The sequence below is a fragment of the Candidatus Nomurabacteria bacterium genome, assembly GCA_020632075.1.
In the GTDB taxonomy this organism is placed as follows: Bacteria; Patescibacteriota; Minisyncoccia; order Phycocordibacterales; family UBA918; genus OLB19.
Genome location: JACKGH010000001.1, coordinates 83,997 through 110,614 on the forward strand (window position 1 = coordinate 83,997; position 26,618 = coordinate 110,614).

Genomic DNA, 26,618 nt, shown 5'->3' on the forward strand with positions numbered 1-26,618 from the left:
AATGGAGTATCTCAAACCAAAACACTACTACACTGACCTCTACGATAAACATACAGTCGAACGCTGTCGTCGTATTGAAAGTACGAATAGCATGCCTGATGCAGATCGCCCGAAGAAAGTCAGTAAGAAAGAAGCTGAAGCAATCAACGACTGGGCACACAACCTCATCCTTACCTTTGAGAAAGGGTCTCGCTGGTCCAATAAAGAAAAGACCATTAATGATTGGATGGAGAGAGATAGAAGACGAGACGAGCTATTAGAATCAGCCAAAGCGCCAGAAGATATCCGCTGCCTCACGTGTCGTAATCGTATGGAACCTAATCACCGACAGCTTTGGCACGGTGATGAAGATAAGCCAGATCGTGTCCTCTTTATGTATGACTGCCCGAACCAGTGTCTTCCACGGCGGGCATTTTTTGATGATGGTAAGGAATGGCGCAGTACCCCACACCTCTGTGCTCGTTGTGGCAATCCAACCAATCACACGGTCTCTGATGACAAAGAGAAAATGGTCACAACGTACACTTGTCCAACTTGTCATCATGTTGAAGTTGATGAGTACGTCTGGAATAAGCCAGAAGATGAATACGATGAACACTTCGCGACGGATCGTGATCGATTCTGTGTTTCAGATGAAGAAGGGAGAAATATAGAAGACATGAAATGGCAAATGGAGCGCATGGGTGACTTTGCTAAGGAGTGGGAAGAGAAAGAAAAAGCTCGTGCCAAGAAACTAGAGGAGAACCCAAAAGGATTTCACCTTGAGGGTGCTGGCTATACTTGTTCGATTTGTCGCAATAGTACCCCTGCAGGAGACAACTGGTACGATAAATGGGGTATCAAATGTCTAGTGTGTCAGTGGTCCATTGATCATAAAGAAATACCAGCCTCACTCGCCAAGAATGAGGATAGCTGGTATCGAAAGTATGACTTTGAACACTATTTTAATGTGAAGGGTCAGACGCTCAATAAATGGGTTAGAGAAGGTCTGGTAAAAGCTCGAACGGTGAGTCGTTACGGTGAAGGTGTGCATACGCAAGTATTCCTTGTCAAAGATAACAAGGATTTCCTGCCTCCTAAGAAGTTACTTGAATCAAAGCGGGGTCGAGTTGTAGAGAATGGCAAAGAGGAGGTGCGAATACTGCCTTGGTACTGCTTTGGTGATCCGCACGAAATATTGAAAGGATACAAGATCATGGATTATTTACGAGTACTGTCTCCAGAAGAGGTAGAACAACGAGAGAAAGAACGTCAGGAGAAAGCGGAGAAACGCAGACTGCATCGTGAGAAAGTAAAAGCTGCTAGAGAGAAGCGCAAGAAGCGTAAATGAGACAGTGACCGAGATGGGTGATTTATGTCTCATTTGTCTCACTTGCAAAAACAGCAGCATGACCGAAGTGCCTCTGCTAAAGAGTAGAAGGAGGTGTAATATGTCCTTAGGTTGCTTGACCTCAGAGGTTCAGAACCGTAGTGGGCAGCCTTGACTTTTAAATATTTAATGCTATTATTTTAATAGTAGATTTTTCTAATGTAAATCCACAAAGCAATTTCCAAGGAGGTAATTGTGAGTGCAGAAAGTTGGACATACGTGTCAGCGCTGGTGGTCGCCATCAGTGGAGCGTACTACGCGATCCGTGCTTGGCAGGGGCATGTCGACCCCAATCCTGTAAGTTGGGGTGTCTGGGCCTTTGTAGGTGTTGCTCTGTTTCTGACTGCAGACTCATCAGAAGCTGGAGCTGTTTACTGGAGTGCACTTATTGGCGCGATCAATCCTACGGTTATAGCCGCCGTCATCTTTTTCCGGTCTAAAAACAGAACATACAGCCTACAAGCACATGAAAAGTGGTGTTTGATCCTGGCTGCAATGGGATATGCGTTTTGGTTTTGGGTTCGAAACGAGCCGGCTGCAGCGTCGTGGTCCCTGTACTGGATGATCTTCGTAGATCTCTTTGCTGTCTGGCCAACATTGGTGCAAGTCCTCAAAGATCCTTTGTCGGACAAACCGTTTCCATGGATCGTATTCGGTATTGGATATGGGCTCTCAGGCTTTGCTATCGAAACACATACAGTAGCAAACTGGGCTCTGACCGTCTACATGCTTGCTGGAGGACTCACGATTTCACTGCCGATGATTATCGGCCGCGTGCGTCGTGGCGTACCTATCGTCGAGTGGGCATAAGCCGCCTCACCAAGAAAACCGGTGGAGGCGGTTTTCTTTTGTCTAAATCACAAAGAAAGTTCCAACTTCGTCCCATACGGCCAGCGAGATTGACAAATAGTACTTAATGTGCTACTTTACATACTAGTTTGCAACTCTGGAGAAAATCATGCCCACCGCAATGAGTGAAGCGCTGACGAAAGCTGGTCTTATTACACAGGAGCAATCTGATAGTGTGAGGTCTACTCCTGCACACATGGAACACTGTTTTGACTTGATTCCTGAGAGTGACAGGCTTGTAGCTTTGCTAGAAGAGCATAAGGTGCCCTGGAATATCCATACTCTCGGCGTGATTGCTGCCTGCAGTGCGATGCGTGAAAGGGGTGAGTACAGACAGGCTCTTCAGCACATGATCAGTCACATGAAATCGATGGCAGTCGAGCACGGGATTCCCGTGTAAACGCCCTACGTAGAAATTGCTCTACGGAGGGCGATTTCTATTTTAAATACTCAAAAAAAGTTCGAACATCGTCCCAAACTGCCAGCGAGATTGACAAATAGCATTTAATGTGCTATTTTGTTTTGGGTTTTTCTCAACAACCGCAAGAGGTATGAAATGTTCAACAAACACAAAGGCTTTACACTGATCGAACTGATGATCGTCGTGGCTATTCTCGGCATACTGGTCGCAATTCTGGCTGGTGTCGGAGGTGCCGGCCTCTACGGCTGGGCTTTCTCAGAGGAGAAAAGTGGTCAACTACAGAGTGTCGAGTCGGCTATTCCTGAAGGTGGCCTGATTGCGGCAACGGGAAGCGCTGTTTTTTCTGCTGCAGTTTCGATGAAGCTGGAAGACCAGTCGTATCTGACTTTCTCGACAGATGATCGTCAGTGGGCAGTCTATCGGGGCGACAAGGCACGTGGTAAATGTGCAACCGTGAAGGTGTATCCATACGCACCATGGAATATTTCCAAGGGCGGCACGTTCCACAATGGCCGACTGCTCAAGGTCTGGGACTGTCCAGCGGTTATGATGAACGAAGGTTGATTCTGTCCGTTTGTGTACCTATAAATCCCGCGCAATGTGTGCGGGATTTCTTATTTACAAAAGGTTCTAACTTCGTCCCAAGCGGCCAGCGTATTCAATATTGACAAAAATTCAAAAAAGTGTATAGTATTTACATCAAATCGAAATTGTTGTAAGCAGAAGTGTTTATCACAGTCTCATAGGTTTGAGATTTATTCACTTTTTGTTCAAAACAAATGGAAACAGGAACTATTGCAAGCCTACGAAATGGCTTCGGCTTTATCAAGCGAGAAGGACAGGAGAAAGATCTCTTTTTCCACGTAAGCGGACTCGTAGGAGTTGAGTTTGACAGTCTTCGCGAAGGAGATAAAGTCCAGTTCGAAGTAGGCGAAGGATCAAAGGGTCCTAACGCTGTGAACGTAAGCTTGGTTGACTAAGTTAACTAGCACTATACAAAAAGCACCCAACCGGGTGCTTTTTGTTTTTTATTGCCACATCCTCTCCCTCAGCGTATGCTACCAGCATGAAAAATGACGGAGAGCAGACCAGTGTAGTGTGGGACGTGATCGTGATCGGTGGTGGGTCAGCGGGGATGATGGCCGCCGCGATAGCGGCGGCCAAAGGAGCAACAGTCTTGCTCCTAGAGAAAAACGACGTCCTCGGCAAAAAGCTCTCGATCACCGGGGGCGGGCGCTGTAATATCACCAACAACAAGCCAAATGTCCGCGATATGCTTGCATCGTACAAAGACGAAGGAAAGTTTCTCTTTTCGACCTTTACGCAGCATGGTGTGGCGGAGTCACTCGAATGGTTCCTTGAGCGTGGCGTGGCGGTAAAAGAAGAAAACGAAGGACGACTCTTCCCGGTGACAGACTCTGCGGAGACTGTCCTCGATGCACTCGTAGCAGAACTCAAGCGGCAAAAAGTCGAGGTGCGGTCCAGGCAGCCAGTGACTGATGTGTCGTACTCTCAGGAACAGAAACTGTTCACCATTCATACTGTCACCGAAGCTTTCACCACCAAGGCTTGCGTGGTTGCAACCGGCGGCTACGCCCGGCCAGACACTGGCTCGACTGGCGATGGCTTTCGGTGGCTTGAGAAACTTGGTCATGCTATCGAGTCGGTCAGCGACGCACTCGTACCAGTGAAGCTGCAATCTGCCTGGGTGAAAGAACTAAGCGGCATTACGCTTCCAGAAGTAAAGGTCAGTGTATGGACTGGTGGCAAGAAGCAGTTGGTGAAGACTGGTCGTGTACTCTTTACGCACTTTGGAGTAACTGGCCCGTTGATCTTGAATATGAGTAAATTGATCGCAGATCATCTAGCGCACGATCCAGTAGAAATCCGTTTTGATCTGTTTCCGCAGTACGACGCTGGCGAATTTAAAACGTACCTACACGAGGTCTTGCAGTCGAATAAAAAACTCCAGAACGCACTCAGTGAGCTTTTGCCACTACAGCTCGTAAAGGGAATACTAGCCGAGCTATCGATCGACGGTGAGACACCGTGTCATAGCGTACGGAAAGAAGATCGGACACAGCTGCTGCAGTACCTCCAGGCGGTTCCACTACCAGTCGAGGGTTTGCTTGGGGTAGAGAAGGCAATCGTATCTTCCGGCGGTGTGGCGCTGACTGAAGTGGATTTTAAAACCATGTCATCAAAGCTCGTTTCACGGCTCTACATTGTGGGTGATATGCTCAATATCAACCGCCCGTCGGGCGGGTACAGCTTGCAGCTCTGTTGGAGCACTGGGTACGTAGCTGGGCTCCATGCTGCAGGCATTGAGTAGAAGAGTGTGGTGCCAGTGAAAAATTACAGAGACGCTTGAAATTGACAAAGTAACAAAAATATGTTATTTTGTAAAAAGCTAAAACTGTAAGTAACTCACATAGATCTGGGGAGGTCGTCATGTTGCGAGCATTCACTCAGCTAGTGTCTCGTTTGCCGTTTGCTGGCAGGGCGGCTATCCGTCCTGCATATCGTAGTTTCATCAGAGCCAAGAAAGGCAAAAAGCACGGTGCGATGGCTTGGTTGTCATCGGTTCTCGGGTTTATGATCTGGGGCCATGGATATCAGGCGATCCGCGGTGCAGCCGCCATGCGGTTGGCCTTCCTGATGAAGGCAAAGTGGTTCTCACACGTCGTTGTGATGGGGTACACGGCAGCCAATGTTGCCGTGACGATCGCGCAGGTCTACCTGCTGGCGCTATCTCTCTACTACTACTTCGCTGATAAACGCACCAGACTGCTCGGCGGACATGAGGAATTCTCCGGTGGAGAAATACTGCTCATGCTCGTGGTTACTCTGGGGGGTCAACTGCTTTTCATGCATATCGAAAAGGGTCTGGCGTAAGTTCAAACGCTCCGCACCGAAAAAGCCTCGGTGACGGGGCTTTTTCAATGTTTAGGTACGCTATACTAAACCTATATGGAAAACACAGAAAAACATTACATTTGTCTTGGGGGGTGCCGAGGGGTATCAGCTCATCCGGGAGTGTGCCAAGCGCCAGATTGTGCAAATCACCAGCATGAGCTCGTAGAGTGTACGTGCACCGATGGACTGCATAATGATTTCAAGCCAGTGGAGGAGTAAGGTAAGTTCATGAAAGACGGCAACTGATGACCGTCTTTTTTGTGTCTGTTATACTTTCATTTAATGAACAAGATAAGTGAACAGGCACAGCGGGTGGAGGTTGAGATCAAAAAGCTCGAAGCTATGGGTGGATCGCTTACTGGCAAGTCGAAGCGTCTCCGTGACTCAGTATTTGCGCGGTTCCCAGTGTTGTTCGTGCTGCTGTCTACGTTTGGTCTGGTAGCGACCTTGTATGGCTTTGAGAAAGCGATCGATCAGGTCGATTATTTTGCTGAGCATCCGATCATGGTTTTGATTATTGGTTTAGGGACGCTTACGCTCACTGGAAGTTTGTATAAGAAGCTGCGATAAATTTCTATGACACAACGATTATCAAGTGGCGTCGTCCACAAAGTCCCGGCTGACATGCGAGAAGCGTTGCTATCCTCGGAGAAGATCGCTGCAGCCTGGAATGACCTCACGCCACTGGCGCGCAATGAGTGGATCTGCTGGACAACTTCAGTGAAAAAGGCTGAGACAAGAGCTGATCATATCAGGCGAGTGAAAGAAGATATGTTGAAAGGGAAGCGACGGCCCTGCTGCTGGCCTGGGTGCCCACACCGGTAGCTATTATTGACAATCTGTTTAAATAATCGTACTCTCACTTTTAGGTAACTAACAAATCAAGGAGGTGCGCCATGTCTCACCGTGAGCGAGAAACAGTGATAGATTTTATCCGTTCGCTGTACGGGGATTCAGAACATGCGGAGAGGATTATTGCCTCATTGGCAAGTTTGAACGATGAAGAGGTAAGTGAATTCTATGAAGATCTCGTTGCACTAGCAGATCGCTTGAAGGATGTTCCAGGCATGTTGGAACACTTAACAAAAAAATGAACTTACTTGACCAAACCTGCCTCTTCGGAGGCGTTTTTTGTTCGCGTGTTGTATACTTAGATTCTAATGGAACATATTTTTGAAGCGCAGCAGTTTAGTACTGCAGACATCGCACAGCTATTTGAGACAGCAACTCGGCTGGAGCATGAACCATCAGACGCTCTTAAAGGGAAAATATTAGCAACTTTATTTTATGAACCGAGTACCCGAACTCGGCTTTCTTTTGAGTCAGCCATGCTCAAGCTCGGAGGTGGTGTGATCAGTACTGAGAATGCTAAAGAATTTTCTTCTGCCACCAAGGGTGAGACGCTTGAAGACACGATCCGTGTAGTGAGTTCATATGCGGACGTGATCGCACTTCGTCATTTTGAAGCGGGTGCTGCCAAGCAGGCAGCGGCAGTCTCAATGGCATCGGTCATCAATGCTGGTGATGGAGCGGGCCAGCATCCAACGCAGGCGTTGCTTGATCTCTACACGATCCAACGTGAGCGCGGCAAGATTGATGATATTCGTGTCGTGATGATGGGTGACCTGAAGAATGGGCGCACGGTGCGTTCACTGTCATACTTGCTGGGTAAGTATGAGGATGTACACATTGATTTTGTGTCGCCACCGGCGCTTAAGATTGGTGATGATATCAAGGAGTATCTTGATAAGCATGGGGTGTCGTACGAGGAGCATGATGACTTTGTGGCAGTGATAGATGATGCTGATGTGGTGTATCAGACGCGGATCCAGAGCGAGCGCTTTAGTGATACGGCAGAGTATCAAAAATACAAAGGCGTGTATGTACTGACGGTGGAGAATACGAGTGGTATGAAAGAGGGTGCGGTGATCATGCATCCACTGCCACGAGTTGACGAGATCGATGCTGCGCTTGATGAATATCCTCGTGCTGCGTATTTTCGTCAGGCAGGGTATGGGTTGTTGGTGCGGATGGCGTTGTTACTGCTGGTGTGTGGGAAAGTGTGAGAAGTATTGTTAAAGGTATTAAAAAGCCACGCCGATCTCGGCGTGGCATTTTGTTTAGCGCGGGTTACGTATCCACTCGCGAATGTTCTGTAGTAGTGCAGCTGACCGTTTCTCCTCTGGGCTGAATTGGCCCCAGTTCTCCTCGGTGAAATCGTCTACCAGATAGAACAGGGTAGTGCCAGACTCCAGGTGGTGTACGTAGTCTTTGCTGTCTTCTATCAGTTTCAACTCATCACCGTAGTAGTTTTCGACTACCAGTGACCCGTCGGGAAAGCAGTAGTAGGCAACTAGATTTCTGGTGCCATGAGTGTCTTCGAATGGTCTTTTGCGCATGTCGATCGCTACCTCAGCGTACGGCTCATCCTTCGATAGCCATATTAATATCGCGCGCTTGTACCTTGTTCGTTGTGATTCCTTGTGGCGCCAGATCGAACGATCTGGTTCATTCTCAAAGTTTTCCCAATGAGGTTCTGAACTTTCAGAGATCGCATTAGGGATAAAGCTGCCACAGCCTGCAAGAAAAATGACTGATAATGACACAAGCAATAGTTGAATGATCTGCTTCACTGGTTGCTCCAAAGGACAAGAAATTTATCCAAAATATGACATAGATATCAAACTTTGTAAAACATCACTCGACTTCTGCTATACTATTGATATAGCAGCTAAGCCACTGTGTATGTCATATGCATATTCGGAAGAGCAGTTTGGCTCATATACCAAACTCCTGGTCCTTCATGAGGAAAGCGGCAATGAGATCGGGATTGTTCCCGAGATGGGTGCTCGACTCAATCGGTTCCTGGTGAATTTACATGGAGAAACCGTACCGGCGGTCGATGGCTACAAGACTCCACTCGAACTCGGGAAGCAAGCATCTGCCAAGAGTTCACTGTTAGCACCCTTTCCGAATCGTGTCGCTGACGGGAAATTCACGTATCGTAACGAATCATATCAGCTTGAGATAAATAAGAAGAAAGAACACAATGCGATTCATGGTTTCATTTCCGATCAGGTGTTCACGGTAGTGTCTGCAGACGTGGTTGAAGATTTTTACGAGATCGTGCTTGAACATGTCTCAGAAGGTGCGAAAGGGTATCCGTTCGCATTTAAGACGACGGTGACGTATCGCTTCGGTGGCGTGTGGCTGTCTGTCGACACTGCTGTGACCAATTTGGAGAAGACGAGTATACCGATCGGCTTTGGCTGGCACCCATACTTCCAGCTGACGGTGCCGATCGATGAGGTACAGCTGACCTTGCCACCTGTCGAACGGATCGATGTTGATGCGCGACTGATCCCGACTGGAGTGACTGAAGTGTACGAAAAATTTCAACAACCAACATATATCGGAGAGACAGAGTTTGATACTGGTTTTCACTTTTTAAGCGACCAGCGTGAGATACAGTTATATGACGATTCGCATGGTATGTATCTCACGATCTGGATGGAAGGTGAAGGGAATAACTATGAGTATGTGCAGTTGTATACACCACCTGGGAGAAAGTCGATCGCGATCGAACCAATGACCTGTGCAGCTGATGCTTTCAATAATGGTATGGGTCTTAAGAAACTTGCGGCACACGACACGTTCAAGGCACAATTTACGATCATGGTGTCGTAGCTCTGCTGACATTTTGGGGTGATATGCTATGGTATACAACGTATATTTGATATGGAGCTAGATCCGAAACAGATGCTGCACGACGTGCTGGTGGGAGCGGTCGTTAAGAATGATTGGCCGGAAGAGGTCGATTTTGTGGTGGATTACCCGACCGATAAAAACGCGCAGGCGGACCTTTTTTCCAATGTGGCGATGGTGTTGAGTAAGCGGGTGGGTAGCGCGCCGCGAGCTGTTGCGGAGCAACTGCTCGCGGCGCTGCCTGCCCTCCCGCAAGTCACTGCAGTCGAAGTGGCTGGGTCAGGCTTCATAAACTTCACCCTTGATCGGTCGTACTTTACAAGCGTACTTGCAGGTGCGCTTGAAGCAGGCGAAAACTGGGGTAAGAATGCTTCTTGGCAGGGGAAGAAGGTGTTGGTGGAATACACCGACCCAAATCCGTTTAAAGAATTCCATGTTGGACATTTGTTTACCAATGCGGTTGGTGAAAGTATTGCACGACTGTTCATGATGAATGGAGCAGACACCAAGCGAGTCAACTACCAGGGTGACGTGGGCTTGCATGTTGCGCACGCTATTTGGGGGCTTCGAAAACTGGGGGTGACTAATGTAGCTGAACTTACTCCAAAAATCTTAGGCAAGGCATACGCCACTGGTGCGACTGCGTACAAGGAAGACCAAGTTGCCGCCGATGAAATTCGTGAGATCAACAAGCTGGTTTACAGTCGTGCCGATGCTGCGGTGAATGAAATCTATGATGCAGGAAGAAAAGTATCGCTTGGGTACTTTGAAACGATCTATGCGCTCGTGGGCACGCAGTTTGATGAGTACTTTTTCGAAAGCGAGGCTGGGCCGAAGGGGAAGGAACTGGTGCTCGCGCATCCAGAAGTATTCCCAGAGAGTGATGGCGCGCGGATCTTTGATGGTGAGCAGTATGGCCTGCACACTCGTGTGTTTTTGAACAAGGAAGGTCTGCCGACCTACGAGGCAAAAGAGCTTGCACTCGCGAAGCTGAAGAAGGAGCGACTTGGAGAATATGATCACTCAGTGATTTCAACTGCTAATGAAGTGAGTCAATACTTTAAGGTGTTGCTCAAGGCGATGAGTTTGCTCTATCCAGAGTTGGCAGCGAAGACCGAGCACATCGGGCATGGTACGGTGCGCCTTAGTACCGGCAAGATGTCGTCTCGAACGGGCGATGTGATCCCGGCGATCGACTTCGTGGCTGAAGTAGCAGAGAAAGCGGCTGAGAAAATGGCTGCACCAAGTCATCAGCTTGCGAATGAGGTAGCGATCGCTGCGATCAAGTACGCCACACTGAAGGGAAATATTTTGCAGGACTCTGTTTTTGATAAGGAGAAAGCGCTTTCGTTTGAGGGAGATTCTGGGCCGTATTTGCAGTATACGCATGCGCGGATTTGTTCAGTGCTCGAGAAGGCGGCGGAAGCCGGCGTCCAGGTGGACGCGTCGCTTCCGCCGCCAGAGGCTTACGCAGTCGAAAAGCTGCTAGAGCGGTTCCCGAGTGTCGTTGAAGCGGCGCTCGCGGAGCGAGCGCCGCACCAGGTCACTGGCTATCTCACAGAACTCGCTGGTGCCTTCAACTCATTCTATGCTGCAGAAAAGATTGCCGATGCTGCAGATCAGTACGCGCCGTATAAGGCTGCAGTTGCAAAGGCTGTGGCGCTTACCCTGCAACAAGGCTTGTGGACGCTTGGTATCTCTGCGCCAGAGCGCATGTAATCTATGAAGACTGGTCGAGTTACCGAAGTGCATCGTACTAACCTCACGGTCAGAGTCGACGATCGTGAGCTGCTCGCCACGGTGCGGGGTGATTTTCATGTGACAGGTGCGTTTCCGGTGGTGGGTGATTATGTGTCACTTAAAGTGCTTGCTGATGATAAAGCAGTGATTGAGGAAGTGTTAGAACGAAAGAGTGTGATCAAGCGAAAGGCGGCTGATGCAGAAGAAGAGCAGACAATCGTCGCGAATGTTGATGTTATCTTTATCGTCATGGGGCTCGATGGTGACTACAGCATCAGCCGCCTTGAACGCTACCTACTCCTTGCGCAGCAGAGCGCTGTGCCGGCAGTAGTTGTTTTGAATAAGTCAGATGTGGTTGATGATACAACGTCGTACCAAACAGAAGTCGAAGCGGTGGCTGGTGATACTCCAGTGTGTGTGATTTCAGCACTTTCTGGTAAGGGGATGGATACGGTATTGGCGCATATTGCTTCAGAGACTACTGCGGTGCTCCTTGGTTCATCAGGTGCGGGGAAATCGACCATGACCAACTGGCTCCTACAGGAAGAAGTGCAGGAGGTGAATGAAACGCGTGCCGATGATAGTCATGGTCGTCATACCACCACTTCACGACAATTATTTGCATTGCCACACGGTGGGTATTTGATCGACACGCCAGGTATGCGCGAGCTTGGTGTGCTTGAGTCAGATGCTGATGATGAACTATTGGTTTTTGCGCATATCGAAGAGCTGGCGCAACAGTGTAAGTATCGTGACTGTGATCATGAGAAGAGTGATGGATGTGCGGTTCTCGCTGCGATCGCGGCCGGCGAGCTGGAGGAGCGGGAGCTGCAGAATTACCTCAAGCTGCAGCGCGAGCGCGAATTCAACGACAGCAAGGGCTCGCCGGCCGCGGCTCGACACCGACGTCAAAATGAAAAAAGACTTAGTCAAAAGATCGAAGCGATGAAACGCGACCAGTTGAAACGTCGTGCTGGGAGATAGTCAGCTTACTTAGTCACAGTGACAACTCCTTCATTTTGCATATACGCGGTCGCTTCGTCATTGTCGATGATGGAGCGGTCTTTTTGTGTTAAGCCGAAGAAGATCGGATAGCTCGACCAGTGCACCGCAAATGAAACAGCCGGGAAGTGCTGCTGAATATCAGTTGCAATAGTTTGGTTGTTGAAGCCGGAAATAGAAAGTGACCCAATCTCAGCCAGTCCGATCGGTTTTTGCTTTGAGATGAGCTCGTCTAGATCGCCCGTTTGATTTAGTTCGCTCAGGTCGTCTCGGTAGTAGTCGACAGCAAGGATATCTACCAGATCATCGCCCGGATACAATTCAAGCACTGGTCTATACTGCGACCCATACGTGCTATTGGGACTATAGACCCAAATTAGGTTGTTCAGGCCACGTTCATTTGTGAAGTATTCAAAGATGCCTTGCCAGAGTTTTTGAAACGTCTCGGAGCTTATTGGTTGACCATTCTCCCATGACCACCAAAACCAGTCACCGTTCATCTCATGTAGTGGTCTGATGAGCACAACAACACCTGCTGCCTCCAGCTCTTCCAGTCCATCTGCTACTTTACGTAGGTCGTCTCTCCAACGTGTGTAAGGTTCTGTGTCGGGAGTAAAAATGTCTGCAAAGTCACTGGAGCTACTATCGTACAGTCCGTTGTTTGTGAAAGGATTGTTGGGCGTGAAGTTGATCGTTACAAGACCATCGCGATTCCAGTGGTCGACCGCGATCGTATTGATATCGTGTAAATCCTCCTTCACGCTACCAAATCCGTATCCAAGGTCAAAGATCTTCGGGTACAAGCCTGTTTCATTGTGCAGCTTTGTGATGTTATGCTCGAATTTTGTTGTCAGGTCGTCTGTGGCATGACCAACATGTTGTCCAGACATAAATGTAGGTTTGAAGGAAAGATCTGCAAGTGTATCAAGGATCGTGGCAGAAGCCGACATATCTGACGAAACGGGTGTGGTGTCCATTTCCTCACGAGTGAAAGGGTTCTGCGCGTCAGCTACGACTACAACTTGAGTTGGCTCACTAGTGGTATTGGCGACCACTGCAAAGCCAATGATGATCAGTATCAGAATCACGAGTTTCTTCATGTTCTCATTGTACACTGTGTGGCTACCTTGTACTCCCGTGCAGCTAGCGTATACTGCTCGATAATTATGCGAAGAGATATTGTGCATCCGGGAGCTGGTTCGCTCACATATGAAATACGCGAGATTGTAGCGGTGGGCGAAAAGCTGCGCGATCTTGGCGTGCCGATCTATTGGGAAAATATTGGTGATCCGATCGCCAAAGGTCGAAAGATGCCGGAGTGGATCAAGGATATTGTGGCTGACTTAGTAGCCAATGATGATAGTTCGTGGGGCTATTCGCCGACCAAGGGTGTTCTCTCGACACGCGAATACATCGCGAAAGCACGCAATGCCGAGGGTGGAGTTGAGATCACAGCAAATGACATCCTCTTTTTCAATGGACTCGGTGATGCTATCCAGACCATCTTCATGTACCTCAACCAAAGCGCACGTGTACTTGGTCCGAATCCGGCTTACTCCACACACAGCTCGGCTGAGGCAGCACATGCACGTAGTGAACACTTAACCTATGATCTCTTGCCAGAAAATGGCTGGCTACCAGATCTTGAAGATCTTTACCGAAAAGTGAAGTACAACCCGAGCATCTCAGGTATCTTGATCATCAATCCAGATAATCCAACGGGGACAGTCTATCCAGAAAAAGTTTTACGAGGGATCGTTGATATTGCGCGAGAGTTTGACTTGTTTATTATGAGCGATGAGATCTATGCGAGCATCACGTACGGCGAGACGCCAATGTGCCCACTCTCAAAGGTGCTTGGTGACGTGCCTGGGATGGCGCTTAAGGGACTTTCAAAGGAGATTCCGTGGCCGGGGAGTCGCTGTGGCTGGGTAGAGTTTTACAATCAGTCAAAGGACGAGAACTTTGCTACGTTTGCGAATTCGATCGTACATGCGAAGCAGCTCGAAGTGTGCTCGACCACCTTGCCACAGAAAGCCTTGCCGCTTATTTTTTCACATGAGAAGTATCCTGCCCATCTCAAGGAAGTGGCAACTGAGTATGCGAAGAAGGCTGAGGTGCTGGCAGAAATTTTAAATAAGATTGAGGGACTGTCAGTAGTAAAACCACAGGGAGCTTTCTATGCCTCACCGCTCTTTGCTGAAGGTGTGTTGCGGAATGATCAAACTCTACCGATCGAGGATGATAAGGTTCGTGCGTATGTTGAAGGGTTGGTGAAGAGCGTTCCAAACGATAAGCGCTTCGTGTACTACCTGCTCGGGGCAACTGGTATCTGTGTTGTACCGCTTTCTGGCATGAACAGTCATCGCGAAGGGTTCCGAATGACCATGCTTGAGCCAGACGAGAAGAAATTTAAAGACATGGTTGAGCGACTAGCAGCAGCGACTGCGCAGTATCTGCAGAGTTAACAACAGCCGGGCGCGAAGCGCCCGGCTGTTGGTATACTATTTTCATATGGAACCTCATTGGCAGATCATCGTGTTTTCACTGCTTGTGGTCGACAGTGTCGGTGCGATCATTATGTCGTGGTGCGGTCGCCGCTGGTGGATACACAACCTAGGTGTGTTCGCTGAATATTTTCCGCCTGCCAAAGGTTGGTCAGCGCTATACTTTTTGCTCGTGCTGGTGATAGGTCACTTACTTGGCCTGTACTAAGGTACGAGACACTCAAGCCCAAGTTCGATCCGATCGGCAACAATATCGTAGCCAAAGTCATTTGGGTGCACTAAGTCACTCATGAGGAACGGATTGCCGAAGATGTTTTTATAAATGTCTGGAATGAAAACAGAACCAGTGTCGCTCGCGACATCTTCGTAGGCTGCATACACAGTGTCGTTGAAGAGGTAATTATCAAAACCAACCACGATCGTGTTCGCACCAGTTTCTTGAATTTGATCCACGATCGATCGTAGGTTTGTAAACGTCTGTGCTTGAGTAAGGAGTGGTACCGATTGCCAGTCGTAGCCGAGTCGGTCTGCGATCGCGTCAAGCTCGCTGGTCAGTTCGCGATCGACCGCAGTTTCGCTTAGCGCTTCGTAGACACGACGGATCTCATCATTACCACCTAGAAAGACGATCACTGTGCTTGGTGACTTGCTCAGCACATCGGCAGTGAGTCGCTCGAGCGCATCTTGGGTTGTGTCTCCAGAGACGCCAGCATTAATGATGTTGATCCCTAAGTTCTTCTCAAGCTCATCAACGTAGTTTTGGCCAGGCGTGGCGCCAATACCGTAGGTGATGCTATCGCCGAGTGCGATCACCGGGCCGCTGCCAGTCGGGTAATTGGTTATCTGACTCAGGTCAAAACCGTTACAGTTTTCGGGATTGAATGTAACTGAGAATGGTTCTGAAGTGGCGACCTTCGTGTAGGAATTCTTTTTGAATAATCGAAACTCAAAGGTTCCTTCAGTGTTCAATGGGAACTGTTCTCGGTACGACAGAGTGTCGGTGTACTCCCAGTCTAAGTAGCTGCTATCCGAAGATCCTACGGTGTATAGTCCGATCCAGTCAAGCAGGGAATAAGGTCCGCTCCAAACAGCATCGGCTATTTCACCAAAGTCGTATGAGGTTTTGTCCGGTTCAACACTGTATATTGTGACCGGCGGCGGATCGTTCGGGTTGTCATTCGCAGTGACCAAAAAACTATTTGAGATGGCAACTCGTTTGTAACTATTGTTCTTGAAGTAGCGAAACTCGAATTCTCCAGTATTCGGCAGTGCAAATGATAGCTCTCCAGTAACACCAGTGACGTATGCCCAGCTGCTGTAGCTGTAGTCTGAGGCTCCTAACTGGTACAGTCCGATCCAGTCTTGAGTCAAGCTGTCGCTGGTGTCAGTTTCCCAGCTTACGGTTGCAGTCGCACCTTGCGCGTATTCAGTGTCATCGGTGCTTAGTGTGTACGCATTGTTGTTATCATTTGGGTCTGGTGCAGTGACAGTGAAGTTTTCTGAGGTGGCAACGCGTTCATATCCGTTATTCTTGAAGTATCGTATTTCGAATGTGCCGATCTGTGGGAGATTGAAGGATTTTTCTCCGGTTGCACTGGTAATGTACGCCCAGTCTTGGTAACTGTAATCGGTTGTGTCGACAGCGTACAGTCCGATCCAGTCATTGGTTAGATTATCGTCTGCGTCAGCATCCCAGGCCACTGTCACGGTGTCACCTTGTGTAAAGCTGGTGTCGTTTACGGTGAGGGAGTAGCCGGGAGTGCTATCGTCCCCATCATCAGAATCATCCGCCTCAGTCACAGTGATCGTGTCTGAAGTCGCGACATCAGTGTAGCTATTGTCGATAAGATAGCGGAATTCGTACGTTCCGGGTGTGTTGATGGTGAAAGTCTTGCTGCCGTCGGTGGTGTTGGTGTAGGCCCAATCGCTATAGGAGGTGTTGCTGCTGTCTACACCGTACAGTCCGATCCAGTCATAGGTCACATCTGTGGTCCCAGTGACTTCCCAGCTTACTGTCACTTGTTTACCTGCTGCGACAGTGCCTGCATCGGTAGAAAGGATATACGTCACTTCTGGATCAGTCGTGATCGTGAATGCTTCTGAGGTAGCAACAAGTTCGAATCCTGCATTTGTAAACAATCGGAGTTCGTAGGTGCCAGGAACTCCCTCGTACAAGATGAGCGACCCTTCGGTGGCAGTCGATAAGTATGACCAGCTACGGTACTGAGTATTGGCCGAGTCAACTTTATAGATACCGACCCAGTCGCTTGCATTGTGATCTGCTGGCGCAGTCCAAGAAACAACGATCGATTCATTGGGAGAGTAGTTCGTGGCGTTTGGGGCGACAGTATAAGTTGCTGCACTCACTAAAATTGGCGACAGCAGTAGCACTTCCAACAAGCCTAGAAATGAGTTTCGTAGGACGTTCATATACACTACTATATACGCATAACTGGTATTTGCAAGTAATGATTAATGTGGTGTAATTTTTTCTGAACCAAATAGGGTAGTAGGGTAATTCAAATACCGTGTATACTATGCTGAAATAGTAGTTAAATAGTCACGTAGTAACAGTCATTATGTCAGACCAAACAGTACAATCAACGCAACCTCACACGCAGCAAAGCACGCTAATGAAAGATCTTATGATCCCGGTTTCGATCATCATTGCTGGTGGCTTTATTGGCGCTGGACTTTACTTTGGTGGTGGCCAAGCAAGCTCTACTGGTGTTGCTGCACCAACTCAGGCAGCTGAAGCTGATGATAAGACTAGTTTGGTCAATCCAGTGACTGCCGCAGACCATATTCGTGGCAGTCTCGAAGCGCCGGTGAAGATCATCGAGTTTTCTGACTATGACTGTCCATTCTGTACGCGGTACCACACGGCAATGCAGGAGATCACAAGTAAGTATTCCGGTGATGAAGTGGCGTGGGTATACCGTCATTTTCCGCTTGAGCAACTTCATCCACAGGCAGCTGCTGTCGCTCTTGCTTCAGAATGTGTCGCTGAGCTCGGTGGTAATGATGCGTTCTGGGAATTCACAGATAGCTATATGACAGCTCGTGGCAGTGGCGATAAAACTGCACACAATGAACTTATTCCAAAGCTGGTTCTCGGAGTTGGTGTGTCACAGCAAGCATTCACAGAGTGCTACGATAGTGGTCGTCACAACGCAGCAATCCAGGAAGACATGACTGATGCGGTCGAGACCGGTGGTCGCGGTACACCATGGAGTATTTTGGTTGGGCCATCTGGCAAGACCTACCCGATCAATGGTGCGCTTCCAGCTGCAACGATCGAGAATCTTATCAAGCTAGCAAAAGAAGAAGCTTACTAGAGAGTATGGCGTCCGGAGTTTTGACTCGGGTCTTTCGACATCGAAGGTATGTGTTCGGTGCTGCGTTGGTAGCGTTCGCGGTGTTGACCGCTGGTGTTATGTTGCCCAATTGGGGTATTTTAGTACAGATACTGTTTTCTGGTTCGATCGGTCTTGGTGCAAAACTTTCCTTTGTCTTTAGTTTGTATGGTTCGATCTTTACTAACTTCACTGTATTTTCAGCCCTGTATCTATTGCTGATCGCAGTACTGTTTGGGATCAATGTTGGCATTTTGACATTCTACATTCGTCGACGGCAGACCAAGCGCACCGAAGGTGCGGCGGCGCATCTGGCGAGTATTGGAGGGATTGTGAGTGCGATGCTTGGGATTGGCTGTGCGGCGTGTGGCTCGGTAGTGATCACAGCAGTACTTGGTTTATTTGGTGCTACTGGATTGCTGCTCCTGCTACCGTTTCATGGAATCGAGTTTGGTGTGCTTGGTCTGATCTTGCTTATCGTATCGATCAGATATTTGATGCGGCGGATCAATGATCCAATCGTTTGTCCAACTAAGTACTAAAAAAGAGCCACCACTGGCTCTTTTTTAGCATTTATCTCCCACGGCCGTAGATTGAACGCAACTTACTCACGTGTTCTTGATAATCAGCAGAACAGTGATAGGTACCGTTGCTGGTATGGAAGTAGAATAGACAGTCTGTTGGAATCGGATTGAGGGCGGCTAAGATAGCTTCAGCCGAAGGATTCGAAATTGGTCCTGGTGGCAAGCCTTCATTCTTGTAGGTGTTATATGGTGAGTCCATGTACTTGTCGGCTGGGCGAACTGCTGGCCACCAGGCTGGTTCGTAGGCGCGGCTCCCGCGTGCATACTGCAACGTCGCGTCTAATTGTAGTGGCATATTTATAAAGAGACGATTCCAGATCACGCCTGAAATTTCGCGCATGTTCTCAAAATCACTGGCTTCGCGTTCAAGTAATGATGCGATGATGAGCGCGTCTTCAAGCGGTACTTGCTCAGCTACTTCAGGAGTATACCGAGCAAGGATTTCTTTCTCAAATGAAGAGCTGATGAGCTGCTGCATGTCGGCTGGTGTCGCGCCACGATGTGCGATGTATTGGCCTGGATAGTACTTTCCGTCACTAAAAGTAGGCGCTGTCTCGTCGACGAGTCGTTGGAACTCTAACCGGTCATCAACGTCCCAGCGAAGGATCTCCCCGATCTTTTTTGCTGCTTCTTCTTTTCGTTCGCCTGGCCAGATCACAACGATCCGACCGACTGGTGAGGCAAGGTTTTGATACCAGTCATCTTCAGCAAAGAAAGCAGCGACCTTGTTCCACCAGTTACGGCGTGAATCTGGAGCCGCTGCAAGCGCGTCTGTGAAGAAGGTATCTGCAGCAGGGTCTTCTATGATCGTTTTTGCGATCGGGTCAACACTGACCGGAAATGGCTCTGGGCGGTCGATCTCCTCGATCTGCTTTACTGCATAAGAAAAGATCATGCTCTTTGACTCGAGTAGAAGAACAAACCCCATTGACCCAAGGACACTACACATGATTATGAGACCCGCGATTCCACGAAGCACCGCCTGTTTGTTCAGCATGTGATTATTATGCCATATTGCAATGAGATAGATTCTTGAATGGGTGGGTAATTCTCTAGTCTTATAATTTGTGGCCTGGCGTGGTGAGGAGTAGAATAGGTAGACCTTACAGGCTTAATTTTGTACGTATGAAAAGCATGAAAATTATTGGATTCTTAGTAGTTGCAGCGATAGTGGTTGCTGTAGCCGGGTATTTCATGTTGTTTGGTGGTGATACGTCATCAGAGACTAGTGAAGAAAAAGCTGCGCAGTTGGCTGAGGAAGCGGGAGTTTCGCCAGCTACTGATGATACACGCCAGGGTAGCGGAACGCTCGAAGAGTTGCGACTCTTGGGCGAGGACCTCGAATGTACTATCGCTGTGGTGGCTGGAGAGCAAGCGACGACTGTTGAAGGAACCTACTTCGTGAGTGATGGTGAGATCAGAGGTGACTTCCTGACCGAGACGCCAGACCTAAGCGGCATGATGTTGTCTTCTATGATCATTTCTGAGGATATGATGTATGTTTGGACTGAACTTGAAGGTGAAAAGTATGGGGTGAAGATCGATCTTTCACTGGTAGAGGAGGATGTAAATGCAGAGACTGCAGTGTCACAAGAACCGGTGCGAATGGATGATCGAGTTGATTATCGTTGTGTGCGCTGGAGCAACGTCGACCGCACGGTGTTTGTACCACCGGGTGATGTGCTCTTTCAGGACATGAGTGCTGTCATGGAGTCTGGTATGGAATACGGTACTACGTACGAAGGAGGAGGCATGCCGAATTTTGAAGGATTCGAGATGCCGCAAATGCCAGAATTACCGTAGTGGAGCTAATAGAAAAGGCGCGGGGCCCTTGGGCCCCGCACCTTTTCTATGCCAATCTATCAACTCCGATCGTGATTAATACGATGGCGAAAAAGATGCCAGCCAAGAACACTGCACCAGCAGCCATGTCCTTACTGTGTTTGATGCCGTCGTGTAGTTCGGGGTGGATGCGGTCGAGGGCCGCTTCAAGGGCAGAGTTTTGGAGTTCAGTGATAAAAATGAGAAACGTGGAGAGAGTTAGAAAAAGCGCCTCTATAGTAGAAAACGGTTTGAAAAAGTAGTAGGCGAGCAGTGCAACAATGGCAGCAAGTGCTACCTGACTAGCGAAGCCAAAATCATGTCGTAATGCATAGGTGAGTCCACGTAGTGCGTGTGGGAAGCGTCGAAAGTATTTTTTGATCATAGTTTCACTATTTTACTATACACCATGGTTCTGAATACTTTCTCGTTATCACTGATCAGTCGGGGGTTTGGGGGGTTTTAAAAATCGAGCCGCATTCAGGCAGGCTAGGGTCATATCCGCATGGCGGAAGGTCGTCAAAGTCTGGTGTGTAGCCCACCTCTGTGTATACGTAGGCCAACAACAGTATGAGCATAACAACTATTGCGATTACTATTTTTCTAAACATGAGACCTTTAGTATACCTAATAGTCTTTCTCTGCGTAGATAGAGATAGTACGGCGCTTGCGGGCCTTACCTTTTGAGGTGTGTTTGTGAGAGCGATAGATTTTGTGAACAATGAATCGCTCACTTAGGAATGCTACTAACTCTTCCTCACTGTAGACATACTCTGGCACTCCCATGACCGGATGGATATAGGTTCCTTCTTCTTGTCCCGGATGATCCTTGAGGAGCCGAGCGGTGTGGAGGTCTTTGTCCTTGAGGAAGGTTTTCATGAAGAGGAAGCCACCGGGCGCGAGCACGCGAAAGAGTTCGTCACGGAGGTGCTCGCGCCCGGCTTTATCGAGGAAATGCGAAGTCATCATATCAAGCGCAATCGTTTGTGACTCGTCTTCGGCAGGGAGCGGCGCGCCAGCTGATCCAACGTGGTATTTAATCGCAAGCCCCTCGCTGGCGCGCCGTGCTTGCGCAACTGCCGCAGAAGAGATGTCGACGCCAATACCATTCATACCAAACTCGCGTGCCAGATAGATGAGATTACGTCCGTTACCACAGCCAGCATCGATCGCACTTGATCCAGTAGCCAGAATATCCTCACGCTTGCGCCGCTCTGTCCACCGAGTGAACTTAGCGAGGTCGGCACTCTCAGCTTCAGAGAGCTTGAGGTGCTCCGGGTTGGTGTACTCCTTATCCCAAAAAGCCGCACCGTGCACCTTGCGCTTTTTCTTCCGAGTGAAATTTGGTTTGACTGCCATACAGTACGCAAGAGACTACGACACTTTTGGCTTATTGTCTACCTCTCGTACGATAAAGGTATTTGCGATCCACTTCGAGAATTCAACCACCATGATGTTGATCAAGCACCACACTGCCACAAAGCAGATCCAGCCAAAAGAGAGTGGGGTGACTTCAAAGATATCCACTAAGAACGGAACGGTAAAGGTTGCGATCATGAGTACTGTGCCAATGGCAACACCACCCATAAGGTATCGATTTTCAAGTAGTGAGTAGCTGAAGATCGAGCGACTGAGATCAAGGAAAGAGAATGAAATGAAGAGTGTGTAGGTACCAAAACTTGCAAAGATGATACTGCGAGCGAGGTCGACTGGTACGCCGAACTGTAGCAAGCTTAAGTATAGTCCGAAGAGCATAAGCGAGACTACTATACCGATGAAGATCGTCAGAAAGATCACTCGTGTGCTAAAGAACTGTTTGCTGGCCGCGCCTTCTTCACGCATTCTCTGACGGTCAAACGCAAAGGCGATCGCCGGAAGACTGCCAGTGAACAAGTTCACCCAGATGATCTGGATAGCGGAAAGCGGTAGTGCAACACTGGCTAGGATCGCACCGCCGATCAAAATGAGTTCATCAAGTGCGTTTGACATGAGGTAGACAAACATCTTCTTAATATTGGCGAGAATCTGTTTACCTTCTTCGATTGTCGCAACGATCGTCTTAAAGTTGTCGTCAAGTAGAATGAGGTCAGCGACACTTTTTGCTACATCACTTCCTGAGCCAACCGCGATTCCGATGTTTGCGGCCTTGAGTGATGGTGAGTCGTTAACGCCGTCGCCAGTCATAGCAACCACTGCGCCGCGAGACTGATGCAACTTGGTGATGCGGAGTTTGTCTTTTGGAGTCACGCGAGCATAGATGATGATGCGATCAAGGATCTGCAAGAGATCTTCATCAGAGAGCTGTTGCAATTGTGTACCGGTAAGTACGTTTGATTCAGTGGCTTTCCAACCAAGGTCTTTTGCGATCGCTAGTGCGGTGCCGGGCAGGTCGCCGGTAGCCATGATGACCTTTGTGCCATAGCCATGTATACGTTCTAAGGCTTGCGGTACTTCTGGCCGGATCGGGTCATGGAAACTGAGTACCCCCAGAAACGAAATGTCTTGTACGTGATCGATCGAGATCGCAGCTGGTTCGGCGTGTGATGTCAGTAGTCCAACCCCTAAAACTCGTCGCCCGTAGCGACTGTGTTCGTCGATCGCATGTTGCAATTGTGTGCGTTCTTCGTGAGAAAGATACGAACGGTCTAGGAGGATGTCTGGTGCTCCCATGACCACATGAGGGTCTTCAAAAGCGCTCAGGTGAGCTGGAAGATACTGTGCGGGGATGCGTATGACCGAGAATTTGTACTTTGAACTGAACGGGATCCGGATCTGTATTTCGGTGCGATCTTCTGCAGTTTGTGTGATCCCGTGGTGTGCAGCGGCTCTGACAATATTAGTCTCAAGGTCTGAACCATTCATGACCCAGTCGGTGTACGTATCCTCGGGATTTTCTACTACAACGTCACTGGCACAGCGCGCCAGAGTGAGAATTTCCTTTTGGAGGGAATTGAAGCTGTCTTTATGATCAGATGGAGTGAAATCGGCAGCAAGAAGTTGGTCCTTTGTATCGATATCAATGAGCTGCATGTCTGCTTGCGTCAGCGTGCCCGTTTTGTCGGTAATGATGAGCGTAGTAGAGCCGAGTGTTTCAGCGGCGGTTAAGTTACGCATTACTCCCTTCTTCTTAGCGATGCGTGTGACACCGATGGCAAGAATAGAGGTGAGACCGATCGGAAGTGCTTCTGGTACTGATCCAACAAATACGGCAATGGAGATGAAAAGCATCTCTTCCATGCCACGCCCTTGCCAGATTCCGATCATAAACAGCGCTGCCACTGCAAGGGCGGTAAAGATGATGATCGCCCAGGTTAGCTTCGAAAGTGCTTTTTGCAGCGGTGTGTGTTCAGAGTCCGTTTCGTCTACCAATTGGGCCAATTTTCCGATCTCGGTGTCGTAGCCTGTCGCGGTGACTACTGCATAGGCTGAACCATCAATATTGAGTGTGCCTGCAAATACCATGTTCTTTCGCTCAGGCAAGGCTGCTGTTTCGGACAGGGTAGCCACGTCTTTTTCAACGGGGAGTGACTCGCCGGTCAAAATAGCTTCGTCAGACGTAAAATTGATCTCCTTTATGATACGTGCATCGGCAGTGATACGAGCCCCACGGGCAATGTGTAAGATATCTCCTGGTACGATAAAGCGAGGATCAACTTCGGTCTCCTTTCCACCTCTGATCACCAGGGTGCGATGAGTGATGTATGACTTCAGACTATCGATAGCCTTTTCTGCTTTGAATTCTTGCACAAAGCCGAGTACGGCGTTTACTAGTACCGCAAAGGCGATAATGATGGTGTCGAGCCACTCTTGCAGCGCTGCAGTAATGAGCACTGCAATACAAAGAATGATGATAAGTGGACTGGCGAACTGTTGAAAGAAGATCTGCGCTGGCCCTTTTTTCTTGCGGGATTCAAATACGTTCTCACCGGCTTCGCTAAGACGCTTTGATGCTTCTTCTTCTGTTAAGCCTTTATGTAAGTCTGTCTGCAGCGTCGTGGCTAGCTGATCAGCATCATCAGACCACGGACTGTGTGGAATAGTAAACATAGGTTAAGTGTATCAAACAATATTTTGTCTAGAGTGAGTTGGTGTGAGCTAATGTGCTACTATATTTTTCATATGAAAAATCCATGGGTAGCAGTCGGCGTAGTCGTCGTGTTGCTGATCATTGGTTCGGTGTTCCTGTCGAACCAGTCAGCGCAAGAAAGTAATGAAAGCATCACTATTACTGATCATGTAAAGGGTAATCCAGAAGCCTCGGTCATGCTCACTGAATATAGCGATTTTCAGTGTCCCGCTTGTTCTTCTTTCCAGCCGGTGGTTGAGAGCGTGCTTGAACAGTATGGCGACCAGATTCGCTTTGAATATCGACACTTTCCATTGATCACAATTCACCCACATGCGCTTCGTGCAGCGATCGCAGCTGAAGCAGCAGGGCAGCAGGGAAAGTTTTTCGAGTTCCATGACCTACTGTTTCAGAATCAACAAGAGTGGTCTACCGTTGCGGTGCCAACGACATTCTTTGTGAAATATGCTGAAGAACTCGAATTGGATATCGAGCAGTTTCGTAGCCAGCTCAATTCATCACTCCTTGAGGAGCGAGTCCGTTCTCAGTTTGATGAAGCCCGTGAACTCGGACTGACCGGAACTCCGTCATTCCTGCTCAATGGTCAGAAGATGAAGTACGAGACACTAGATGAGTTTCTTGGTCAGATCGCCGCTGCGATCGATCCATCGTCAGCGTCTGGTACGGCTGCCGTCGGAAGTGATGTGCGATTTGGATTCTAGATTGGACTAGAAGAAAAGCGGCGCGGAGGCTTTGCCTCCGCGCCGCTTTTCTTTCTCAAAAATTGTCAAGAGTTGTCACTGCACAACATGTGTGTTCACGTTGGAATCAGGTCTGATTTCGGTGTATGCTTTTACAGTCTGAATACAGCAATTCTGATATGCAGTGTTACCGAAAAGGCTGCTTTTTTATTTCTTAGTGAATCTTATGAAGAAGGAGAAAAATATTGTCGTTTTCGTGATGAATCTACCTGATGGTGTCGATACTGTTAGGCAAGTTAAAGATTTCAAAAATAAGTTTGGCTCAGAAATTGAAGTCATGTTTTTGCTTGATTCACGTGTACGTCGTGAAGGTGATGATTTTCTTCAAAAGTACAATCTGGACTATTGTGTATCATGTGATTTCTCTAAACCATGGAAAATCGCAGAAGCACTTTTGCCCTATCAGGACAAGCTCCTCGCTATAACTTGTCGTTCTGAAAAGTACCTACCTCGTTTCATAAACGTCATTCCTCATGTGCCATATTTACGTACACCAACCACAGAGTCGCTGTTGTGGGCAAGTGATAAGTACGAAATGCGCAAGCGTTTGAAACTGTATGATGCAAGAATTACACCGGAATTCACCCTAGTAAAACAAAATTCCAAAAAAGAACGCGACCGAGTAGTAAAAAAGATAGGCTTCCCTATGATTGTAAAACCCGCAAACATGGTAGCAAGTTTGTTTGTGACAATTTGTTATCACGAGGAAGAACTTGACTCAACGTTGCGAACTATTTTTCGTAAACTAAAACAAGCATATAAAAATGATGATCGTCTAGAGGAGCCAAAAGTTATTGCTGAAAGCTTTATGGAAGGGGATTTATACTCAATTGATTCCTATGTAAATTCGCGTGGTACGGTTTCACATTGTCCATTGGTGCGCCAGAAAACCGCCAAGGAAATTGGACGTGATGACTTTTATAATTACCTACAGATGACCCCAACCGCGCTCAAGTCTTCTACGGTGGCGAGAGCTGAGGAGGTGGCTGAAAAAGCCATTCACGCATTAGGTTTGCGTAGTACCACAGCTCACACTGAACTTATGAAGATAGATGATGAGTGGAAGGTGGTTGAGATCGCTGCTCGAGCAGGTGGTTTTCGGCATGATTTACACAGTTTGAGTTGTGACATCAATCACACGCTTAACGATGTGCTGACTCGTATTCCTAAGAAAGTGCAAATTCCAAAGAAATGTAAGGGTTTTGCTTGTGCGATGAAGTGGTTTGCCGATAAGGAAGGAAAGCTGGTTGAACTGAAAGGCATTAAGAAAATTAAGGAGCTTGATTCGTTTCACAATATCTTTGTAAGGAACAAGGTTGGTGACAGAGTTATGTTTGCTCGGAATGGCGGTCGATCTGTTTTTAATCTGTTTCTGTACAACGTTGACCGCTCAAATCTATTGGCAGATATTCGTCGGGTTGAAAAATTGGTCAACATCAAAGTGGCAGATCGTGGAGTGAAGAAGGCACCCGCAAAAAAAGCGACCAAAAAGACAGTATCGAAGAAGGGTAAGAAGTAGGG

The 26,618-nt window shown here is 48.3% G+C and carries 27 protein-coding genes; 20 read left to right on the forward strand and 7 right to left on the reverse strand.

Annotated elements, in window-relative coordinates; translation table 11 throughout:
• The first annotated feature begins 1 nt into the window (after window position 1).
• From H6786_00460 to pyrB, 10 genes are all read left to right on the forward strand, one after another.
• Complete coding sequence (locus tag H6786_00460) at window positions 2–1,330, forward strand: hypothetical protein (GenBank protein ID MCB9815841.1); 1,329 nt, start codon at window positions 2–4, stop codon at window positions 1,328–1,330.
• A gap of 234 nt (window positions 1,331–1,564) precedes the next feature.
• The gene (locus H6786_00465; GenBank protein MCB9815842.1) at window positions 1,565–2,179 is read left to right on the forward strand and encodes a hypothetical protein; all 615 of its coding nucleotides are present in this window, start codon (window positions 1,565–1,567) and stop codon (window positions 2,177–2,179) included.
• Window positions 2,180–2,327: 148 nt separating this feature from the next.
• A complete protein-coding gene (locus tag H6786_00470; protein ID MCB9815843.1) occupies window positions 2,328–2,618 on the forward strand; it encodes a hypothetical protein in 291 nt (96 codons plus the stop codon).
• A gap of 156 nt (window positions 2,619–2,774) precedes the next feature.
• Window positions 2,775–3,203 carry a prepilin-type N-terminal cleavage/methylation domain-containing protein gene (locus H6786_00475; GenBank protein MCB9815844.1) on the forward strand — a complete coding sequence of 143 codons (429 nt, stop codon included), beginning with the start codon at window positions 2,775–2,777 and terminating at the stop codon, window positions 3,201–3,203.
• Window positions 3,204–3,418: 215 nt separating this feature from the next.
• Window positions 3,419–3,619, forward strand: a complete 201-nt coding sequence (locus tag H6786_00480) for a cold shock domain-containing protein (GenBank protein ID MCB9815845.1) — start codon at window positions 3,419–3,421, stop codon at window positions 3,617–3,619.
• An 86-nt stretch (window positions 3,620–3,705) separates the two neighbouring features.
• Window positions 3,706–4,971, forward strand: a complete 1,266-nt coding sequence (locus H6786_00485) for an NAD(P)/FAD-dependent oxidoreductase (protein MCB9815846.1) — start codon at window positions 3,706–3,708, stop codon at window positions 4,969–4,971.
• 119 nt (window positions 4,972–5,090) lie between these two features.
• Window positions 5,091–5,534: a hypothetical protein gene (locus tag H6786_00490; GenBank protein ID MCB9815847.1), complete on the forward strand. Its 444-nt coding sequence runs from the start codon at window positions 5,091–5,093 to the stop codon at window positions 5,532–5,534.
• A gap of 303 nt (window positions 5,535–5,837) precedes the next feature.
• On the forward strand, window positions 5,838–6,125 hold the full coding sequence (locus tag H6786_00495) for a hypothetical protein (protein ID MCB9815848.1): 288 nt from the start codon (window positions 5,838–5,840) through the stop codon (window positions 6,123–6,125).
• A 6-nt stretch (window positions 6,126–6,131) separates the two neighbouring features.
• On the forward strand, window positions 6,132–6,380 hold the full coding sequence (locus H6786_00500) for a YdeI/OmpD-associated family protein (protein MCB9815849.1): 249 nt from the start codon (window positions 6,132–6,134) through the stop codon (window positions 6,378–6,380).
• Between the two features lie 335 nt (window positions 6,381–6,715).
• The gene (gene pyrB / locus H6786_00505) at window positions 6,716–7,621 is read left to right on the forward strand and encodes an aspartate carbamoyltransferase (protein ID MCB9815850.1); all 906 of its coding nucleotides are present in this window, start codon (window positions 6,716–6,718) and stop codon (window positions 7,619–7,621) included.
• A 54-nt stretch (window positions 7,622–7,675) separates the two neighbouring features.
• On the opposite strand, the gene H6786_00510 is transcribed toward pyrB, so the two are convergent.
• Window positions 7,676–8,200, reverse strand: a complete 525-nt coding sequence (locus H6786_00510) for a hypothetical protein (GenBank protein ID MCB9815851.1) — start codon at window positions 8,198–8,200, stop codon at window positions 7,676–7,678.
• Window positions 8,201–8,300: 100 nt separating this feature from the next.
• Here H6786_00510 and H6786_00515 point away from each other — a divergent pair, with 100 nt between their 5' ends.
• The 3 genes from H6786_00515 to rsgA are packed head-to-tail and all read left to right on the forward strand — an operon-like array spanning window position 8,301 to window position 11,984.
• A complete protein-coding gene (locus tag H6786_00515; GenBank protein MCB9815852.1) occupies window positions 8,301–9,242 on the forward strand; it encodes a hypothetical protein in 942 nt (313 codons plus the stop codon).
• A gap of 51 nt (window positions 9,243–9,293) precedes the next feature.
• Complete coding sequence (gene argS / locus H6786_00520; GenBank protein MCB9815853.1) at window positions 9,294–10,979, forward strand: arginine--tRNA ligase; 1,686 nt, start codon at window positions 9,294–9,296, stop codon at window positions 10,977–10,979.
• A gap of 3 nt (window positions 10,980–10,982) precedes the next feature.
• Window positions 10,983–11,984, forward strand: coding sequence for a ribosome small subunit-dependent GTPase A (rsgA, locus tag H6786_00525; GenBank protein ID MCB9815854.1), 1,002 nt, complete (start codon window positions 10,983–10,985; stop codon window positions 11,982–11,984).
• A 5-nt stretch (window positions 11,985–11,989) separates the two neighbouring features.
• Here rsgA and H6786_00530 read toward each other — a convergent pair whose 3' ends face one another.
• Window positions 11,990–13,102 (reverse strand): hypothetical protein, encoded by a 1,113-nt coding sequence (locus H6786_00530; protein MCB9815855.1) that lies wholly within the window; start codon window positions 13,100–13,102, stop codon window positions 11,990–11,992.
• Window positions 13,103–13,168: 66 nt separating this feature from the next.
• Here H6786_00530 and H6786_00535 point away from each other — a divergent pair, with 66 nt between their 5' ends.
• Together H6786_00535 and H6786_00540 are read left to right on the forward strand one after the other, a co-directional pair.
• Window positions 13,169–14,470, forward strand: a complete 1,302-nt coding sequence (locus H6786_00535) for a pyridoxal phosphate-dependent aminotransferase (protein ID MCB9815856.1) — start codon at window positions 13,169–13,171, stop codon at window positions 14,468–14,470.
• Between the two features lie 46 nt (window positions 14,471–14,516).
• Window positions 14,517–14,717: a hypothetical protein gene (locus tag H6786_00540; protein ID MCB9815857.1), complete on the forward strand. Its 201-nt coding sequence runs from the start codon at window positions 14,517–14,519 to the stop codon at window positions 14,715–14,717.
• Here the strand turns inward: H6786_00540 and H6786_00545 are convergent.
• On the reverse strand, window positions 14,714–16,939 hold the full coding sequence (locus H6786_00545; protein ID MCB9815858.1) for a hypothetical protein: 2,226 nt from the start codon (window positions 16,937–16,939) through the stop codon (window positions 14,714–14,716). The two genes, H6786_00540 and H6786_00545, sit on opposite strands and share 4 nt — an antisense overlap.
• Window positions 16,940–17,088: 149 nt before the next feature.
• Between H6786_00545 and H6786_00550 the strand changes: the two genes are divergently transcribed.
• On the forward strand, window positions 17,089–17,847 hold the full coding sequence (locus H6786_00550; protein ID MCB9815859.1) for a DsbA family protein: 759 nt from the start codon (window positions 17,089–17,091) through the stop codon (window positions 17,845–17,847).
• Window positions 17,848–17,852: 5 nt separating this feature from the next.
• Window positions 17,853–18,407, forward strand: a complete 555-nt coding sequence (locus H6786_00555; protein MCB9815860.1) for a hypothetical protein — start codon at window positions 17,853–17,855, stop codon at window positions 18,405–18,407.
• 31 nt (window positions 18,408–18,438) lie between these two features.
• On the opposite strand, the gene H6786_00560 is transcribed toward H6786_00555, so the two are convergent.
• The gene (locus H6786_00560) at window positions 18,439–19,446 is read right to left on the reverse strand and encodes an endolytic transglycosylase MltG (GenBank protein ID MCB9815861.1); all 1,008 of its coding nucleotides are present in this window, start codon (window positions 19,444–19,446) and stop codon (window positions 18,439–18,441) included.
• 137 nt (window positions 19,447–19,583) lie between these two features.
• Between H6786_00560 and H6786_00565 the strand changes: the two genes are divergently transcribed.
• On the forward strand, window positions 19,584–20,252 hold the full coding sequence (locus tag H6786_00565; protein MCB9815862.1) for a hypothetical protein: 669 nt from the start codon (window positions 19,584–19,586) through the stop codon (window positions 20,250–20,252).
• A gap of 46 nt (window positions 20,253–20,298) precedes the next feature.
• Here the strand turns inward: H6786_00565 and H6786_00570 are convergent, their stop codons facing one another.
• The 3 genes from H6786_00570 to H6786_00580 form a co-directional block, all read right to left on the reverse strand.
• The gene (locus H6786_00570; protein MCB9815863.1) at window positions 20,299–20,655 is read right to left on the reverse strand and encodes a diacylglycerol kinase; all 357 of its coding nucleotides are present in this window, start codon (window positions 20,653–20,655) and stop codon (window positions 20,299–20,301) included.
• 242 nt (window positions 20,656–20,897) lie between these two features.
• A complete protein-coding gene (locus tag H6786_00575; GenBank protein ID MCB9815864.1) occupies window positions 20,898–21,629 on the reverse strand; it encodes a methyltransferase domain-containing protein in 732 nt (243 codons plus the stop codon).
• A gap of 15 nt (window positions 21,630–21,644) precedes the next feature.
• Entirely contained in the window at window positions 21,645–24,317 is a 2,673-nt protein-coding gene (locus H6786_00580) for a cation-transporting P-type ATPase (GenBank protein ID MCB9815865.1), read from the reverse strand.
• A 72-nt stretch (window positions 24,318–24,389) separates the two neighbouring features.
• Between H6786_00580 and H6786_00585 the strand changes: the two genes are divergently transcribed.
• Both H6786_00585 and H6786_00590 read left to right on the forward strand, forming a co-directional pair.
• Window positions 24,390–25,058, forward strand: coding sequence for a thioredoxin domain-containing protein (locus tag H6786_00585; protein MCB9815866.1), 669 nt, complete (start codon window positions 24,390–24,392; stop codon window positions 25,056–25,058).
• Between the two features lie 205 nt (window positions 25,059–25,263).
• Complete coding sequence (locus tag H6786_00590; protein MCB9815867.1) at window positions 25,264–26,616, forward strand: ATP-grasp domain-containing protein; 1,353 nt, start codon at window positions 25,264–25,266, stop codon at window positions 26,614–26,616.
• The last annotated feature ends 2 nt before the right edge of the window (window positions 26,617–26,618 follow it).